General features: G+C 70.8%; 16 protein-coding genes. 7 read left to right on the top strand and 9 right to left on the bottom strand.

What is annotated here, in order from left to right; genetic code table 11:
• Positions 1 to 209 precede the first annotated feature (209 nt).
• Complete coding sequence (locus GCG21_RS10645; protein WP_152909665.1) at positions 210 to 1,076, bottom strand: 3-methyladenine DNA glycosylase; 867 nt, start codon at positions 1,074 to 1,076, stop codon at positions 210 to 212.
• Between the two features lie 73 nt (positions 1,077 to 1,149).
• On the opposite strand from GCG21_RS10645, the gene disA reads away from it, so the two are divergent.
• The gene (gene disA / locus GCG21_RS10640) at positions 1,150 to 2,229 is read left to right on the top strand and encodes a DNA integrity scanning diadenylate cyclase DisA (protein WP_228759972.1); all 1,080 of its coding nucleotides are present in this window, start codon (positions 1,150 to 1,152) and stop codon (positions 2,227 to 2,229) included.
• 3 nt (positions 2,230 to 2,232) lie between these two features.
• Here the strand turns inward: disA and GCG21_RS10635 are convergent, their stop codons facing one another.
• Positions 2,233 to 2,910 carry a hypothetical protein gene (locus GCG21_RS10635; RefSeq protein ID WP_152909663.1) on the bottom strand — a complete coding sequence of 226 codons (678 nt, stop codon included), beginning with the start codon at positions 2,908 to 2,910 and terminating at the stop codon, positions 2,233 to 2,235.
• A gap of 178 nt (positions 2,911 to 3,088) precedes the next feature.
• Between GCG21_RS10635 and GCG21_RS10630 the strand changes: the two genes are divergently transcribed.
• Both GCG21_RS10630 and GCG21_RS10625 read left to right on the top strand, forming a co-directional pair.
• Positions 3,089 to 3,973: an A/G-specific adenine glycosylase gene (locus GCG21_RS10630; protein WP_228760207.1), complete on the top strand. Its 885-nt coding sequence runs from the start codon at positions 3,089 to 3,091 to the stop codon at positions 3,971 to 3,973.
• 1 nt (position 3,974) lies between these two features.
• Positions 3,975 to 4,550 carry a hypothetical protein gene (locus GCG21_RS10625; RefSeq protein ID WP_152909661.1) on the top strand — a complete coding sequence of 192 codons (576 nt, stop codon included), beginning with the start codon at positions 3,975 to 3,977 and terminating at the stop codon, positions 4,548 to 4,550.
• Here GCG21_RS10625 and GCG21_RS10620 read toward each other — a convergent pair.
• The 3 genes from GCG21_RS10620 to GCG21_RS10610 all read right to left on the bottom strand — a co-directional run bounded on the left by GCG21_RS10620 (position 4,547) and on the right by GCG21_RS10610 (position 6,418).
• Positions 4,547 to 4,792, bottom strand: coding sequence for a hypothetical protein (locus GCG21_RS10620; protein WP_152909660.1), 246 nt, complete (start codon positions 4,790 to 4,792; stop codon positions 4,547 to 4,549). The genes GCG21_RS10625 and GCG21_RS10620 overlap by 4 nt on opposite strands.
• Before the next feature lie 76 nt (positions 4,793 to 4,868).
• Entirely contained in the window at positions 4,869 to 5,387 is a 519-nt protein-coding gene (locus GCG21_RS10615) for an amino-acid N-acetyltransferase (RefSeq protein ID WP_228759973.1), read from the bottom strand.
• A gap of 56 nt (positions 5,388 to 5,443) precedes the next feature.
• The gene (locus GCG21_RS10610) at positions 5,444 to 6,418 is read right to left on the bottom strand and encodes a sugar-binding transcriptional regulator (RefSeq protein WP_152909658.1); all 975 of its coding nucleotides are present in this window, start codon (positions 6,416 to 6,418) and stop codon (positions 5,444 to 5,446) included.
• A 107-nt stretch (positions 6,419 to 6,525) separates the two neighbouring features.
• Here GCG21_RS10610 and GCG21_RS10605 point away from each other — a divergent pair, with 107 nt between their 5' ends.
• The 3 genes from GCG21_RS10605 (at position 6,526) to glpK (ending at position 10,659) form a co-directional block, all read left to right on the top strand.
• Positions 6,526 to 8,259: an FAD-dependent oxidoreductase gene (locus tag GCG21_RS10605; RefSeq protein ID WP_370517453.1), complete on the top strand. Its 1,734-nt coding sequence runs from the start codon at positions 6,526 to 6,528 to the stop codon at positions 8,257 to 8,259.
• A gap of 87 nt (positions 8,260 to 8,346) precedes the next feature.
• The gene (locus GCG21_RS10600) at positions 8,347 to 9,096 is read left to right on the top strand and encodes an MIP/aquaporin family protein (RefSeq protein WP_152909656.1); all 750 of its coding nucleotides are present in this window, start codon (positions 8,347 to 8,349) and stop codon (positions 9,094 to 9,096) included.
• A gap of 48 nt (positions 9,097 to 9,144) precedes the next feature.
• A complete protein-coding gene (gene glpK / locus GCG21_RS10595) occupies positions 9,145 to 10,659 on the top strand; it encodes a glycerol kinase GlpK (RefSeq protein WP_153878836.1) in 1,515 nt (504 codons plus the stop codon).
• Between the two features lie 94 nt (positions 10,660 to 10,753).
• Here glpK and GCG21_RS10590 read toward each other — a convergent pair whose 3' ends face one another.
• The 3 genes from GCG21_RS10590 to GCG21_RS10580 all read right to left on the bottom strand — a co-directional run bounded on the left by GCG21_RS10590 (position 10,754) and on the right by GCG21_RS10580 (position 12,756).
• The gene (locus tag GCG21_RS10590) at positions 10,754 to 11,713 is read right to left on the bottom strand and encodes an MIP/aquaporin family protein (RefSeq protein ID WP_152909655.1); all 960 of its coding nucleotides are present in this window, start codon (positions 11,711 to 11,713) and stop codon (positions 10,754 to 10,756) included.
• A gap of 96 nt (positions 11,714 to 11,809) precedes the next feature.
• Positions 11,810 to 12,082, bottom strand: coding sequence for a hypothetical protein (locus GCG21_RS10585; protein ID WP_152909654.1), 273 nt, complete (start codon positions 12,080 to 12,082; stop codon positions 11,810 to 11,812).
• Positions 12,083 to 12,087: 5 nt separating this feature from the next.
• Positions 12,088 to 12,756, bottom strand: a complete 669-nt coding sequence (locus GCG21_RS10580) for a uridine kinase (RefSeq protein WP_152909653.1) — start codon at positions 12,754 to 12,756, stop codon at positions 12,088 to 12,090.
• Positions 12,757 to 12,891: 135 nt separating this feature from the next.
• Between GCG21_RS10580 and GCG21_RS10575 the strand changes: the two genes are divergently transcribed.
• Positions 12,892 to 14,652 carry an ATP-binding protein gene (locus GCG21_RS10575; protein WP_194165048.1) on the top strand — a complete coding sequence of 587 codons (1,761 nt, stop codon included), beginning with the start codon at positions 12,892 to 12,894 and terminating at the stop codon, positions 14,650 to 14,652.
• Positions 14,653 to 14,772: 120 nt separating this feature from the next.
• On the opposite strand, the gene GCG21_RS10570 is transcribed toward GCG21_RS10575, so the two are convergent.
• Positions 14,773 to 16,116 (bottom strand): DEAD/DEAH box helicase, encoded by a 1,344-nt coding sequence (locus tag GCG21_RS10570; protein ID WP_152909651.1) that lies wholly within the window; start codon positions 16,114 to 16,116, stop codon positions 14,773 to 14,775.
• Between the last annotated feature and the right edge of the window lie 262 nt (positions 16,117 to 16,378).

The following is a 16,378-nucleotide window of genomic DNA, read 5'->3' as shown; positions in this document are numbered from 1 at the left end:
CATTCCCCCGGCCTCAACCGCACAGGCACACAGCCGGGCCAGCGAGGCACCGGTCCACCGGGCCACTTGTGAAACACATCGGAGAGATGTCGGGCCGGCCAGCCGCGGTGTCGAGCGGACTTGGACCCGTGAGCATCCGAAGGCCCTCTGACGAGAGCGGGGTCGAGGAGGCGGAGAGGAACGATCGCAACCAGATCGCGGGAACCGGCTCAGAGCCCCGCGTGGTCGAGTTCGGCGAGCAGCCGGGCACGCAGCCCCGCCCCCTCGGCCGCGAACTCGCGTTGGGCGGCGACGTATACGGCCTTGCCGGTAGGGGTCTCGATCGCGACGGGCTCGTAGCCGAGGTCGCGCAGGTCGTAGGGCGAGGCGCGCATGTCGAGCACGCGGATCCGGCGCGCGAGGTCGAAGCAGTCGGCCACGAGCTCGCTCGGCACCACGGGCAAGAGCTTGAACGCCCACCGATACAGATCCATGCCGGCGTGCAGGCAGCCCGGCTGCTCGAGCTCCGGCTGCCGCTCCCGGGTGGGCGTGACCGTGTTGCGCGGCGCGGCGGGCTCGGTGAAGAACCGGTAGGCGTCGTAGTGGGTGCACCGGATCGTGTGCGACTCGACCACGTCGTCGGTGCCCCCGACCCCGAGCCGCAGCGGCCACGGGTGCCGAACCGCCTCCGGCCGCTCCCCCGCCCGGTAGACCATCGCCCATTCGTGCAGGCCGAAGCAGGCGAGCTGGGCCGGCCGGGAGGCGGTGCGGGCGAGGACGAGCCGGGCCCGGGCGATCACCCCCGCCCGCTCGGCGGCGAAGGAGGCGACGTCGACGCCCAGGTGAGCGTCGTCGTCCATACGATAGAACCGGCGGCCGGCCCGCTCCTCGGCGCCGGCCAGCACGAACCGCGCGCCGGGATGCCACCGGCGCAGTTGCCCGAGCGGGTTGCGGTAGTAGTGGAAGAGAAAGTCCTCGACCGGATGCGGCTCGCCTCGCCCCGCGCGCTCCCGATGGCCGCGGGTGAGGTCGTCGATGCGCGCCTCATGCGCCCGTTCGCGGGCCGGCCACTGCTCGCGGTCGAGGATCGTGCTCATGGCGGCACGGTAACAGCGTCGCCGGAACGTATGATGTGGGCGGGTCTGGTGGCCGAGGAGAAGAGGACTGGCAGTGTCGGAGTCTGCGCTGGCGCCCCTGCTGCGGGAGACGCTCGCCTCGGTCGCGCCCGGGACCGAGCTGCGCGACGGCCTCGAGCGGATCCTGCGCGGCCGCACCGGCGCCCTCGTCGTGCTCGGCTTCAACGACGTGGTCGAGGCGATGTCGACCGGTGGCTTCCACCTCGACGTCGGGTTCTCCTCCACGCGGCTGCGGGAGCTCGCGAAGATGGACGGCGCGATCGTGCTCGACCCCGGCCGGAACCGGATCCTGCGCGCGGCCGTGCAGCTGCTGCCCGACTCCGCCATCGAGACGAGCGAGTCCGGCACCCGGCACCGCACCGCGGAGCGCGCGGCGAAGCAGACCGGGCTGCCGGTCATCTCGGTCTCCGCCTCGATGCGGATCGTGGCCCTGTACGTGGGGCATCAGCGGTACGTGCTCGAGGACTCCGACACGATCCTCGGGCGGGCGAATCAGGCGCTCGCCACCCTCGAGCGGTACAAGATCCGCCTCGACGAGGTCTCCGGGGCGCTGTCGGCCCTCGAGATCGAGGATCTCGTCACGGTCCGGGACGTCGCCGCGGTGGCCCAACGGCTCGAGATGGTGCGGCGGATCTCGGTGGAGATCGGCGACTACGTGGTGGAACTCGGCACGAACGGGCGGCTACTCGCGCTGCAGTTCGACGAGATGATCACCGGGATCGGCCCGGGCCTGGAGCTCGTGGTGCGCGACTACGTCGACTCCCGCTCGGCGCGGTCGGAGTCCGGAGTGCTCGCCGACCTGGCCGCGCTCGACTCGGCCCAGCTCATCGACCTGACCCAGATCGCCCGCGTGCTCGGGCTCGGCGGCCGCCAGGGCGAGGCGCTCGACTCCGCGATCGCCCCCCGCGGTTACCGCATGCTCATGGGGATCCCGCGGCTACCCACCTCCGTGGTCACGGCGGTGGTCGCCCACTTCGGCACCCTGCAGAAGATGCTCGCCGCCTCGATCGACGACCTCGAAACGGTCGACGGCATCGGCGCCCAGCGCGCCCGGGCCGTGCGCGAGGGTCTCAGCCGCCAGGCCGAGTCGAGCCTGCTCGAACGGTTCGTCTGAGGCTCATTCGAGGCCGAACACCCGGGTCTGGGTGATCGGCGTGGCCGGGCCGACGTCCTCGCCCCGGGAGACCGGGTGGAGCGTCACCCGCGCCCGGTAGGTTCCCGCATCGGCGAAGTTCTGATCCTTCGCGCAGTCGGGCGCGCTGCGCCGGCCCTGCCAGGGGATGGTCGTGGTCTGGCTGTAGCCGAGGTCGAACAGGTACTCCTGATGCTCGGGCCGCTCGCCGTGACAGTCGGCCGTCGTCCAGACTCGATCGCCCCCGGAGAACAGGGCGAGTTCGAAGCCCGCGTAGCCGAGGTCGACGAGGCAGGGCACCTGCCCGGAATTGGTCACGGTGATCGGGAAGTCGGAGCCCGCCCCGTGCCGGAGCGTGTCACCGGTCAGGTCGATGCTCACCTCGAGCGCCCCGGCCGCGCAGGCCACCGGATTGGCGAGCTCCTCCTCGGTCGGACCGGTCGGGGTGGCCGGCGTGCTTCCCCCGGCGTCCGCGGAGCCGGCCCGGTCCCCGCCGACGATCCCCCACAGCGCGCGGCCCCCGATCACGAGGCCCGCGACGAGCACGAGCGCGAGGAGGCCGACGGTCAGCCGGCGGCGTCGGAACGTCGCGGCATCGGGCCGCCCGGAGGGCGCCCCGCCCCGCGCGGACGTCGGAGGCGTACGGCGGCCGGATCCACTCACGCACCGAACCTAGCCCACCCACCCGCGCCCGCCGATGAGCGACACTGGGCACGTGTCCGAGCCCACCGCCCCGCTCCGTCCACCCCATCCAGCCCGGCCGCCCCATCGAACCGATCGAACCGATCGAGCCGGAGTCGCCGCACCCGACCCCGCGACTCCCGCCGCGTCGTCCGCACTCGTGCGGGCGCTGACCGACTGGTTCGACGCGCACGCCCGGCCGCTGCCGTGGCGTTCGGCGGCCGGGGTGCGGGCGGCCGGCGGCCCGCGCGCCGACCACGCCTGGGGCGTGTTCCTCAGCGAGGTGATGAGCCAGCAGACCCCGATCTCCCGGGTCGAGCCGATCTGGCGGGAGTGGATCCGCGCGTGGCCCACGCCGGCCGATCTCGCCGCGGCCACCCCCGCCGAGGTGCTGCGGTCCTGGCGTCACCTGGGCTACCCGCGCCGCGCGCTGCGGCTGCTCGAGGCCGCGGCGGCGATCACGCGCGACCACGGCGGGCGGGTGCCGGCGGCGGAGGCGGATCTGCTCGACCTGCCCGGCGTCGGCGCGTACACGGCCGCGGCCGTGAGCGCGTTCGCGTTTGGACGGCGCAGCGTCGTGTTGGACACGAACGTGCGGCGGGTGCTCGGCCGGGTCACCGGCGGGCTCGCCCTCCCGCGTCCGCACCTGCGCCGCGACGAGCAGCGCGGCGCCGCCGCGCTCGTTCCGGCGGACCCGGCCGCGGCGGCGACGTGGAACGCGGCCGTCATGGAGTTCGGCGCCCTCGTGTGCACGGCCGCCGCCCCGGACTGCTCCGCGTGCCCGCTCACGTCGTGCGCATGGCGGGAGGCGGGCTATCCCGCGGATGTGTTCCGGCGGCGCCGGCAGAGCTGGGCCGGCAGCGACCGGCAGGCGCGTGGCCGGATCATGGCGCAGCTGCGGGAGTCTCCCGAGCGCACGGCCGCCGAGCTCGCGGCGGGCGTGCCGGCGGCGGCTCCCGCGGGACAGCACGAGCGCGCACTCGCCTCCCTCCTCGCCGACGGGCTCGTGGCGCAGGTCGCGGGCGGGTACCGGTTACCCTCCTAGGGTGATCCCCACCCCCGACCGCCCCGCCGGGCCCGAGCGCCCCGAGGTTCCCGGGCTCGACGAGATCCCCGCCGACGTCGTGCTCGCCCGCGGCGCCCGCGCGCTCCTACAGGCCCTACTCCTGTCGATCGGCATGGTCGTGCTGCTCGCGCTGGTGACCCTCGCGGCGATCGCGCTGGCCGGGCCGCAGCGCACCGGCCCGATGATCACCGCCGGTCAGATCGTCACGGCCTGGGCCGCGGCGCTCGCCCTCGTCGGCGCGATCGTGTGCGGCCGGGGGCACCTGGAGGTGCTGCGCGATTCGCCCGATCCCCGCGGCGTCGCCGCCGTGCTCGCCGCGACGCAGCGACGACTCGCCTGGCTGCCGCGGCTCGTCGTGGCCGGCTGCATCGTGGCCGTCACGATCTGGGTGCTCATCGATTCCGCCGGGTTCGTGGGAGCGCTCGTCGCGAGCGCGGTCGCCGTCCAGGTTCCGGTCGTGCTCGGCTTCGTGCGGCGTGACCTGCTTGCGCCGGCACGGCTCGCGGGGCCGCCTCAACTGCCGCTGCGCGAGCGGATCCGGCGCGCCGGCCGCTAGTTGCCGCCCTTCTTCAGCCGCGACTCCTGAGCGCGCTCGTGGCGCAGCTGGTCGAGCTCGAACTGACGGCCCAGCCCCTCGGTCACCTCGCCGCTCGCATCGGGATGCTCGTCGAGTTCGGCGCGCTCGGCGCGCTCGTGCTTGAGCTGATCGAGTTCGAACTGGCGGCCCAGCCCCTCGGTCACGTCACCGCTGTCCGACTCGGCCGGTTCCTCGCTGTATCGCGATCCTGCGTGCCTCATGACGACTCCTCGCTCCTCATCTCATGATCGACCCGCGCGGACGCGGGCGTCAATGGGCGCCGGGCGCGCGGGCCACTCAGAGCGAGCGAATCATCCGGGTGTTGCCGAGGGTGTTGGGCTTGACCCGGGCGAGGTCGAGGAACTCGGCCACCCCGTCGTCGCGGGAGAGCAGCAGTTCGGCATAGGTGCGCGGATCCACCACCTCCCCCGCGGCGACCTCGAAACCGTGCCGGCCGAAGAAGTCGACCTCGAACGTGAGGCAGAACAGCCGGTCCAGGTCGAGCTCGCGCGCCCTGTCCATGAGCCGCACGAGCAGCCTGTGGCCCACGCCCGTCCCCCGCATCCGTTCGTGCACGGCGAGGGTGCGCACCTCGGCGAGGTCGCGCCACATGACGTGCAGGGCGCCGCAGCCGACGATCTCGCCGGCGAGTTCGGCCACGTGGAACTCCTGCACCGCCTCGTAGTAGTCCACGAGGTCCTTGCCGAGCAGGATCCGGCGCGCGGCGTACGGGGTCACGAGGCCGGCGATCGCCGGCACGTCCGCCGGCATGGCAGGACGGATCGCGACGTCGGCGGCTCGGCGGGTCTGCTCCACCGAACCATCATGCCCCCGCGGCGGAGTGGGCGCAGTCATTCGTGGGGGCGATCACCTCACCGCCCGCCGGGGCGTCCGGGCTCTGCCAGGTAGTCGAGGAGGGCCTGGGCGGTGGTCTGGTCGATGACGAGGTCGGTGGCCACCCGGGCGTTGAGCGCGCCGACGAGGGCGCGCACCTTGGTCTCTCCGACGACGACGCAGACCCGCCGCCGGATCCGGCGCAGCTCCTGGGGCGTGGGGCCGGAGGCACGGGCGTTGAGCGCGATGTCCCGATAGCTGCCGTCCTCCCGCAGGAGCACCGTGCACACGTCGCCGACCACCCGCTCACGCTCGAGCTGGTCGAGATCCGTCCGGTCCAGGTATCCGGCGGTATAGACGTGGGAGGGTACCGCCGCCTCCGGGGAGCCGACTCCGAAGAGGGCGAGGTCGACCCGCTCGTGCACCTGCAGGATCTTTCGCACGCTGCGCTCGCGCCACATGAGCTGCTTGGTCTGCTCGAAGTCGAAGAACGCCGGCACCGGGAAGTAGTACGTCGTGGCGTCGAACGCGCTCGCGAGGGCGCCGATGAGATCCGTGGCGTAGGTGACCCCGGAGGTCGAGGTGTTCGCGGCGCCGTTGAGCTGCACCACCGCGGTGTCGCGGGTCGAGCGCGGGGTCAGGTGCCGGGCGACCGCGCTGATGGTCGTGCCCCAGGCGACCCCCATGAGCATCCCGTCCGTGAACCACTGCTGCAGCAGGTGGGCGGCGACGACAGCGACCTGGTCGAGCCGCTGCAGCTCGCCCGCGCGACGCCGGACGGGCACGACGTGGACCCGCACCCCGTAGGTGGCGGCGATGCGGTGCCCGAGGCTCTGGACCTCCTGGGCGGGCGCGGTGACGCTCACCTCGACGATGCCCGCCGCGCGCGCCGCGGTGAGCAGCCGCGACACCGTGGAGCGCGAGATCCCGAGCGTGGCCCCGATGACCTCCATCTTCTGGTTCTGCAGGTAGTACATCGTGGCGGCGCGATAGGCCTGATCCAGGTCACGCATGCGCTCTCCTCGTCGATCATCATGCACGTCTGTGCATGATGCTTGCGCATCTTCTCCCCGGCGACAAGAATCGTTCATATCGTGACCTTCGACACAGGAGAGGCATCGTGGCCAGCACCCCACTCACAGCACGAACCCGCACGGACGCCCTGGCGTCCATGAGCGACGAACACGGCCTGGACGTCCTGGTCATCGGCGGTGGCGTCACCGGCGCGGGAATCGCCCTCGACGCCGCGAGCAGGGGGCTTCGCACCGGCATCGTCGAAGCCCAGGACTGGGCCTCCGGCACGTCGTCCCGCTCGTCCAAGCTCGTCCACGGCGGCCTGCGATATCTGGAGATGCTCGACTTCTCGCTCGTGCACGAGGCGCTGACCGAACGGGACCTGCTGCTGACGACGGTCGCACCCCACCTCGTTCACCGGGTGCCGTTCCTCTACCCCATCCGGCGGCGCGTCTGGGAACGCGCCTACATCGGCACGGGGGTCGTTCTCTACGACATCCTCGCCTCCCTCTCGAAGAGGCGACGCGCCCTCCCCTACCACCGGCACGTCTCGAAGACGCGGATGCTCGAGGAGTTCCCCGCTCTCCGCGAGGACGCCGCGGTCGGCGCGGTTCAGTACTGGGACGCCCAGGTCGACGACGCCCGCCTCGTCTTCACGCTCGTGCGCACCGCCGCCGAGCACGGCGCACTCGCCGCCTCCCGCACTCAGGTGACGGCGCTGCTCAAGTCCGCGGGCGACGTCGTCACGGGGGCGCGGGTGCGTGACCTCGAGACCGGCGCTACCCACGACATCCAGGCGCGCACGGTCATCAATGCCACCGGCGTGTGGACCGAGGAAACCGAGGGGTTGAGCGGAGCCGAGGGCGGCCTGCAGGTCCTCGCGTCCAAGGGCATTCACCTCGTCATCCCCAAGGAGCGCATCCAGGGCACGAAGGGGCTGATCCTGCACACCGAGAAGTCCGTGCTGTTCGTCATCCCGTGGCCGGACTACTGGATCATCGGCACGACCGACACCCCGTATACGCAGGACCCGCGCAACCCTGTGGCCACGAAGGTCGATATCGACTACCTGCTCGATCACGTGAACGCCGTGCTGGATCGCCCCCTCACCCATGAGGACATCGCCGGCGTCTACGCCGGGCTCCGGCCGCTGCTCCAGCCGGTGGCCAAGGCCGACGGCTCCTCCACGAAGGTCTCCCGCGAACACACGGTCGCCTCGCCCGCGCCCGGGCACGTGGCGATCGCCGGCGGCAAGCTCACGACCTATCGCGTCATGGCCAAGGACGCCGTGGACTTCGCCCTCGGCGCCGCGGCGGCGACGAACCCGTCGATCACCGATCGGGTTCCGCTCAGCGGCGCGGACCGCCTGCCCTCCATCCGGCGCACGGCCCGCGGATACGCCCGCACCTATGGCTGGACCAAGCACATGGTCGACCACCTGCTCCGCCGATACGGCTCCAATCTCACCGAGATCGTCGAGCTCGTCGAGGCCCAGCCCGACCTCGCCGCCCCGCTCACGAACGCGCCGAGCTACCTGCGCGCGGAGATCGCCTATGCGGCCCGGGCCGAGATGGTGCTGCACCTGGAGGACGTGCTGCTGCACCGGACCAGGCTCGACTACGAGGTCGCCGACGGCGGCGTGGGCGCCATCGACGAGATCCTCGACCTCATCTCGCCCATCCTCGGATGGGACGAACAACGCCGGGCACGGGAGCGAGACGCCTTCCTCGCCCGGCGGGAGTCCGAGGCGGCGGCGGCCGCGACGTCCTCGGACGCCGAGGGCTCCGCAGCACGGGGGACGGCCGGTGACCCGAGTCCGATGGTGCCCCTGGACGGCTGACGCCTCGATGGGGCCGGCGACGACACCCGCCCCGATGCCTTGCAATGAAGCAGTTCATCAACCTTCCCGAGAACGAAAGAGTTCAGAATGTTCACAGATATCTTCGTCCCCGAGTTGATCGGCACGATGATCCTCATTCTCCTGGGGTGCGGCGTGGTCGCGAACTACGTCCTGGTGGGATCGAAGGGAACGGCCCTCGGCGGCGGCTTCCTCGCGATCAACCTCGGATGGGGATTCGGCGTGACCTTCGGCATCTACGCCGCGACCAACTCCGGCGCGCACCTCAACCCGGCAGTGACGCTCGGGTTCCTGGTCGCCGACGACAGCCTCGGCATGGCCGAGGGGATGACCTTCGCGAAGGTGCTCGTCTACTTCGCGGGCCAGTTCGCCGGGGCGATGATCGGCGCCTTCATCGTGTGGCTCACGTACAAGATGCACTTCGACGAGGAGGAGAACAAGCTCCTCAAGCTCGCCCCGTTCTCGACCATCGCCGAGCGTGAGCACCTCGGCTGGAACCTCATCCCCGAGATCGTCGGCACGTTCGTGCTCGTGTTCAGCATCATCTCCCTCAAGACCCAGCCGGCGGGTGCGCTGGCACCGCTCATCGTCGGCTTCATCGTGCTGGCCATCGGCCTGAGCCTCGGGGGTCCCACCGGATACGCCATCAACCCGGCCCGTGACCTCGGGCCGCGGGTCATCCACGCGCTCGTGCCCATCAAGAACAAGGGCACCTCCAACTTCCGGTACGGCCTCACCGTGCCGATCATCGGCCCGGTCATCGGGGGGATCCTCGGCGGGGTTCTCGCCGCGCCACTCATCCCGATGCTCCCGCTGTAGATACACCGGGGCCCCTCGGCCCCATCCGACGAAGTGAAAGGTTTTCCCGTGGCGGACTACGTCCTAGCAATCGACCAGGGCACGACCTCCTCTCGTGCCATCATCTTCAATCACTCCGGCCAGATCGTCGAGACCGGCCAGATCGAACACGAACAGATCCTTCCCAAGGCCGGCTGGGTCGAACACGACCCGATGGAGATCTGGCGGAATGTCCGTGAGGTCACCGGCCTGGCACTGACCCGCGCCAACCTCACCGCCCGCGACCTCGCGGCGGTCGGGATCACGAACCAGCGGGAGACGGCGGTGGTCTGGGACAGGACCACCGGTGAGCCCGTGTACAACGCCATCGTCTGGCAGGACACCCGCACCCAGAAGATCGTCGAGGAGCTCGGCGGCGACGCGGGTGCCGAGAAGTACAAGGCCACGGTCGGGCTGCCGCTGGCCACGTACTTCTCCGGCCCGAAGGTCAAGTGGATCCTCGACAACGTCGAGGGCGCCCGCGCCAAGGCGGAGGCCGGCGACCTCCTGTTCGGCAACACCGACACGTGGACCCTGTGGAACATGACGGGCGGGGTCGACGGCGGCGTCCACGTGACCGACGTGACGAACGCCTCCCGGACCATGCTCATGGATCTGGACACCCTGGCATGGGACTCCTCGATCGCGGCGGACATGGGCATCCCGATGTCCATGCTGCCCGAGATCCGCTCCTCCTCGGAGGTCTACGGCGAGGGCCGCCAGGGCGGCATGGTCCCGGGAGTCCCCATCGCCGGCATCCTCGGCGACCAGCAGGCCGCGACCTTCGGGCAGGCGTGCTTCGAGATCGGGATGGCGAAGAACACCTACGGCACCGGCAACTTCATGCTCATCAACACCGGTACCGAGAAGATCCCGAGCGAGAACGGCCTGCTCACCACGGTCTGCTACAAGATCGGCGACCAGAAGCCCGTCTACGCGCTCGAGGGATCGATCGCCGTGACCGGCTCGCTCGTGCAGTGGCTGCGTGACAACCTGGGCCTCATCACGGACGCACCGCAGGTGGAGGATCTGGCCACGACGGTCGAGGACAACGGCGGGGCCTACTTCGTGCCCGCATTCTCCGGCCTGTTCGCGCCGTACTGGCGCGCGGACGCCCGCGGCGCGCTCGTGGGCCTGACGAGGTACGTGAACAAGGGCCACATCGCCCGGGCCGTGCTCGAGGCGACCGCCTTCCAGACCCGAGAGGTGCTCGATGCGATGAACGCCGATTCCGGCGTCGAGCTGAGCAGCCTCAAGGTGGACGGCGGGATGATCGCCAACGAGACCCTCATGCAGTTCCAGGCCGACATCCTCGGCGTTCCCGTGGTGCGGCCCGAGGTGGCCGAGACGACGGCGCTCGGCGCGGCGTACGCGGCCGGGATCGCCGTCGGCTTCTGGAACGGCGAGCAGGACGTCATCGACAACTGGGCCGAGGGTAAGCGCTGGGAGCCGCGGATGGAGGAGGCCGAGCGCGAGCGCCTCTACCGCAACTGGAAGAAGGCCGTGACGAAGACCTTCGACTGGGTCGACGACGACGTGAGCTGACCCTCCCGCCCCGACGACCCCACCCGAACGACCGGAGGCCCGGATGCGCCGACCAGAAGCGCATCCGGGCCTCCAACGTCGTGACGAGCGCTCCTCACTCGTCGTCGTCGACGACCGGGCGTTCGGCGACCCGGCCGACGGGCGGACGCTCCTTCGCCCGGCCCATGGCGTGCAGCACGTCGCCGATGAACAGGTCGTAGACGAGGATGCCGACGATGCCGCCGATGAGCGGCCCCACGATCGGGATCCAGAAGTAGGTGTCGAACCAGGGTCCGTTCCCGGGGAACGCCAACTCGCCCCAGCCGCCGAGCCACGCGATGATCCGGGGTCCGAGGTCGCGGGCCGGGTTGATCGCATACCCGGCGTTCGAGCCGATCGAGATGCCGATCGCGGCCACCGAGAACCCGATGATGAGCGGCCCGAGATTGGCCTTGACGGCCTTGTTGCGGATGTCGATCACCGCGGCGATCGCGAGCATGAGCATCGCGGTACCGACGATCTGGTCGACGAGCGGGCCCCAGATGCCACCGTGGAAATACGGCGCCGGGAACGTGGAGAAGATCGAGAGCGTCGGGATCGTATGCCCCGTCGCGTTGAAGGTCTCCGACTGCTGGTCGAACGTGTTCATCGCGTTGGTGTACAGGCCGAGCACGATCGCCGCACCGCCGATCGCGCCGAGGGTCTGCGCGATCCAATACGGGATCACGTGCTTCCAGGGGAACCTGCGGCGGATCGCGAACGCGAGGGTGACCGCAGGGTTGATGTGGGCGCCGCTGACGCCCTGACAGACATAGACGCCGAATGCCACCGCGAACGCCCAGCCCCAGACGATGATCAACCAGTCGCCGGAGCCCTGGAAGAAGATCGTCGGCCCGGCCGTGCGGCCCGTACCGGGCAGGCCGACGACGGCCACCGCCACGGAACCACAACCCAGCAGTACCAGGACTGCTGTTCCTAGGAACTCCGCGAGGCACTTGCCCCAGATCCCTTGATAGAGCCGCGTCCGGCGGTCCGTCACAAGGAGCGGAGATATCGTTTCTTCAGCCACTGCCATGCACCTCCTCGATGAGAGTGGTGCTTCAGGTTTACCCCCGCGGCGCGGCGATTGCACTAGGGAGAGACGAACGGATATTCCGGGTGACCGGACCGCTCACCGCGACCTGCGTCGTCCGTGCGCGATGAGCACGACGGCGCCGACGAGACAGGCGACCGCGCCGCCGCCGAAGAGCAGGTACTCCCCCGCGGTCATCGTGATCGGGTACGCGGTTCCCGCCGAGGCACGGGCGAACGACCAGAGCCGGTAGCCGACGAGTCCGAGCACGATTCCCACCACGAGCAACGTGACGGCCGCGGCATCGCCGCGCCGCGACCTGCGGGGGCGCCCGGGCGACGGGTGCCGCTGGGGTCGCTCGGGACTGGACACGGGAGCTATCCTGCCATCCCGCCGCGGGGCCCGCCGCGGGGAGGGCGGGCGGCGAGATCGGCGATCACGCGTTCGGCGGCGCGCGGCGACACGGCCCGGCATCCGAGCCCCACCCAGCGGGCGATGAGCGCGGGTTCGGCACGCCACAGCGCCAGGCCGCGGCGCACGAGGGTGAGCGGCGGCTTGCGCGACTCCGCGACATCGCGCAGCAACCGGAACCAGAACGTGGCCACGCGCGGGCGGGCGAGGCAGATCGCGTCCGCGAGCAGTTGCTCCTCCGCGAGGCGGGAGACCAGTTCCGCGGCGAAGATCCCCTCCGCCACGATGATGCGTTCCCCGTCGAGCACGAGCCGGCGCGCCCCGGTGCGCCGGGAGGTGGGGATGTCGTAGACGGGCAGTTCGACCTCGCCCGTGCGGCAGAGGGTCGCGAGCGCCTCGGCGGCACCGCCGGCGTCCCACGAGGCCGGGTCGTCCCAGTCGACGATCCCGAACCGGTGCGGCAGGCCCGGGTGGTCCACGTCGAGGTAGAAGTCGTCGAGCGCCACGGTCGGCAGGCCGAGGCGCCGCACGAGCGAGCTCTTGCCGGAGCCGGACGGGCCGGTGAGCAGCACGATCCGCCTCAGCGGGTGACGACTCCCCTCGGGGAGGGGGAAGAGTGCGGGCCCGGTCGGCATGGGCGCCATTATGTCCCACCGACGGCGGCGGCCGACGCGCGGGCCGGCGGCCCGAAAGTTATGGCATACGCCGCCCCGAGGCCATGACCATAACTTTAGCCGGAGTTAATTATGGTCATGTGTCACACTTGGCCCATGACCATAAGCTTCCGTCGGGATCCGGTCCGTGCCGAGGTGTCGAGGCTGCTCCGTCGCATGTCCGCCGGCGAGCGTATCGACGCCACGTACGAACGCCTCGAGGTGGATCTCAAGGAAGAGGCGGGGCGTCGCGACCGAGGCGGGCGAATCATTCCGGGGGCACCGCGGGACGAGCGTGTGGCGCAGCAGCTCGCTGCGGAAGCCGCATGTATGGCCAACACGCCGGGAGGCGGCGGCCTGATCGTCGGGGTCGCCGACGACGGCACGCTGGTCGGCGCAGATTCGGACGCCGAATGGCTCCGGCACCGCGTCTACGAGATCAGTCGACGATTGCTGACCCTCGATGTGACCGAGGCCCGGATCAACGGCACGCGCCTCCTGATCCTCATCGCGCCGTCGGCCCTCGAGCCGGTACGAATGAACGGCAAGATCCACTGGCGAGTCGAGGACCACTGCGTCGAGGTCGACGCATCCACGTGGCACGCCCGCCGAATCCAAGCCTTGAACTACGACTGGTCCGCCGACGCGTCGTCAGTACCAGCGACACACGCCCGCCCCCAGGCATTGGCCATCGCTCGCGACTTCCTCCGAGCGGCGGGCGAACCTCACGCCGAACTACTCGCCTCGAGCCACGATCCCGAACTGCTGCGTCGCCTCAACATGGTCACGGGGGACGGCCTCCTGACCAACGCGGGAGTTCTCGCCTTTGTCGGACGGGGCGTGCCGAGTGTGGACTACATGCACCGCGACTACGCCGGCGGCGACAGTACCGCCAGGGTCCGTCGCGCCGACCGGTCGGCGCTCGAGGAACTCGCCGAGGTCTTCGCCTCGATCGATGCCCGCAACGGTACGCGACACCTTCAGTTGGGTTTGGTCGTGCGTCAGGTGCGGGACATACCGATGCTCGCCGCCCGCGAAGCCGTCGTCAACGGTCTCGCACACCGGGACTGGGGCCCCGACATGCCGACCGTGATCGAACAGGTCGGACGCACCCTCCGAGTCACCAGCCCCGGCGGATTCTTCGGTGGAGTGAACGAATCGAACATCATCACTCACCCGTCACAGTCCCGAAACGCCGCACTCACCCAGCTGCTGGCCGACTTGCGAGTAGCCGAACGGGAGGGCATCGGAGTCGACCGAATGGTCCGGGAGATGGTCCGGGTCGGGTATCAGCCGCCAGACATCCGGGAGATCAGCGGACCGTTCGTGCGAGCGTCACTGGTGGGGGACGCGCTCGATGAGGCATGGATTGCGTGGCTCGGCGAGATCGAGCCCGCACAGGAGTCCGAAGACGTGTACTCGCTGCTGCTCCTGCGCCACCTATTGCGGACCGGATGGATCGACGCCGAACGGGCCGCACCCATCATCCAGCTCACGACCGACGAGGCCCGCGGTGCCATCGCGAAGCTCTCGCGCGCACGAGTCGACGACAGTCCGCTACTGGAAACGGTGCGGGGAACGCCCCACGGGACCGCACCCGCATGGCGGTTGAATCCGGAAGCACTGCGCGTCCTGCTCGACCATGACGCGCACGTGGGGCGGCATCGCCCGCTACCGGACCGGCCGGGTGTGGCGACCTCGTTCGCCCGGGCACGAGGCCGCATCAGCAGCACTGAGCTGGGATCGATCGTGGATGCCAGCCCTTCGAACGTCGGGGTGGTTCTCAAGCAACTGAGTTCTGACGGCCTGCTCTCACCCTCGAACCCGGCTGGGCGCGGACGCGGCTTCTACTACCGATGGGTCGGTGCGGAGAGCTGAGGCGAGCACCGGAGCAGAAAGTAATGGCCCGCGACCAGGACGGGCGCGGACCATCACTTCAGCCGGAGTTAATTATGGTCGCGCCCTCCTGGAGGGGCGAGTCACAACCTTCTGGTCGGCTCAGCGACTGCGGCTCGGCTGTCCCGACCGGCGGCGCGACTGGTGTCCGCCGCGGGCCGGACGACTGCCGGACTGCCCCTCGCGCTGCTGGCGCGGGGCGCCCTGCTGCCGCGGCTGCGAGCGGCGGGCCTGCTGGGGCCGCTGCTGCTGCTGGGCGACCGGCGCGGGCTTGACCTTGGGGGCGACCGGGCCGACGATCGCGCCGACCTGCTCGTCCGTCGGGCGGATCGCCTGCGCCTTGATCTTCGCGGCCCGGGTGAGCGCCGCGACGTCCCGGCGCTGATCGGGCGTGAGGATCGTGACGACGACGCCCCCGGCACCCGCGCGCGCCGTGCGTCCGGACCGGTGCAGGTATGCCTTGTGCTCGGCCGGCGGGTCGACGTGCACGACGAGGGAGACGTCGTCGACGTGGATGCCCCGGGCGGCGATGTCGGTCGCGACGAGCACCCGCGCCTCCCCCGCGCTGAACGCGGCCAGGTTCCGCTGGCGGGCGTTCTGGGAGAGGTTGCCGTGGAGGTCGACGGCGGGGATGCCGTCGGCGGTGAGCTGGCGGGCCAGCTTCTTGGCCTGGTGCTTCGTGCGGGTGAACAGCAGCGACCGGCCCAGGCCGGAGGCGAGGGTGCGGACGAGGTCGCGCTTCGCGCCGACGTCGGGCACCTCGAACAGGTGGTGGGTCATCGCCGACACGGGCGATTCGGCGCTGTCGACCGCGTGGGTGATCGGGTCGTCGAGGTAGCGCTTGACGAGCACGTCGACGCCCCGGTCGAGGGTGGCGGAGAACAGCATGCGCTGGCCGCCGCGGGGGATGCGATCCATGAGCCGGCGCACGACGGGCAGGAACCCGAGGTCGGCCATGTGGTCGGCCTCGTCGAGGATGGCGATCTCCACCGCCCCGAGGTCGATCTCGCGCTGGCCGAGGAGATCCTCGAGCCGCCCGGGGCAGGCCACGACGATGTCGATTCCGCCGCGCAGCGCCTTGACCTGCGACACCTGGCTCACGCCCCCGAAGATCACGGTGTGGCTCAGCCCGGCGGCCTTCGCCAGCGGCTCGATGGTCGCGGCGATCTGGGTCGCCAGCTCCCGGGTGGGGGCGAGCACGAGGCCGCGGGGTCGGGCCGCGCGGGCACGGCCGCCTTCGGCGAGCCGGGCCACGAGCGGCAGCGAGAACGCGAGGGTCTTGCCCGAGCCGGTGCGGCCGCGGCCGAGCACGTCCCGCCCGTCGAGCGTGTCGGGCAGGGTGGCGGTCTGGATCGGGAACGGGGAGGTGATACCCGAAGCGGTGAGGGACTTGACGAGCCCTGCGGGCACGCCGAGCTGGGAAAAGTCAGGGGTGTGCGTGGTCATGCACCGGCCTCTCGAGGACGAAGGTCAGCGCTATGACGTTCACTCAGCTTGGCTGCACTGTGTCGCAGCAGCGAAAAGAGCCGCGATGCCGGGCATCAGCGGTGCGCTGTCCTCCCAGTGTGCCCCATGGCCGGGGGATCGTGCGCAAAAGGAGGGGAGGATCACCGTACGTCCACCGCATCCGCCACGTCCCCACCCGCGCCGACCGGGCGCCGTCCACACGCAGACGACGGCCCCCGCACCGCCCCGAGATGGGGCCGAT

It is taken from the genome of Pseudactinotalea sp. HY160, from assembly GCF_009372055.1.
Classification (GTDB): domain Bacteria; phylum Actinomycetota; class Actinomycetes; order Actinomycetales; family Beutenbergiaceae; genus HY158.
The sequence above is the reverse complement of the archived record's forward strand: the minus strand, read 5'-3'. Positions and strand labels throughout refer to the sequence as shown.

What these genes read in the sequence shown, in the direction of transcription:
- GCG21_RS10620 (WP_152909660.1), bottom strand. Translation starts at nt 4,792, where the DNA reads ATGAGGCACGCAGGATCGCGATACAGCGAGGAACCGGCCGAGTCGGAC.
- GCG21_RS10600 (WP_152909656.1), top strand. Translation starts at nt 8,347, where the DNA reads ATGTTCACAGATATCTTCGTCCCCGAGTTGATCGGCACGATGATCCTC.
- GCG21_RS10610 (WP_152909658.1), bottom strand. Translation starts at nt 6,418, where the DNA reads ATGCGTGACCTGGATCAGGCCTATCGCGCCGCCACGATGTACTACCTG.
- GCG21_RS10645 (WP_152909665.1), bottom strand. Translation starts at nt 1,076, where the DNA reads ATGAGCACGATCCTCGACCGCGAGCAGTGGCCGGCCCGCGAACGGGCG.
- GCG21_RS10590 (WP_152909655.1), bottom strand. Translation starts at nt 11,713, where the DNA reads ATGGCAGTGGCTGAAGAAACGATATCTCCGCTCCTTGTGACGGACCGC.
- GCG21_RS10580 (WP_152909653.1), bottom strand. Translation starts at nt 12,756, where the DNA reads ATGCCGACCGGGCCCGCACTCTTCCCCCTCCCCGAGGGGAGTCGTCAC.
- GCG21_RS10570 (WP_152909651.1), bottom strand. Translation starts at nt 16,116, where the DNA reads ATGACCACGCACACCCCTGACTTTTCCCAGCTCGGCGTGCCCGCAGGG.
- GCG21_RS10575 (WP_194165048.1), top strand. Translation starts at nt 12,892, where the DNA reads ATGACCATAAGCTTCCGTCGGGATCCGGTCCGTGCCGAGGTGTCGAGG.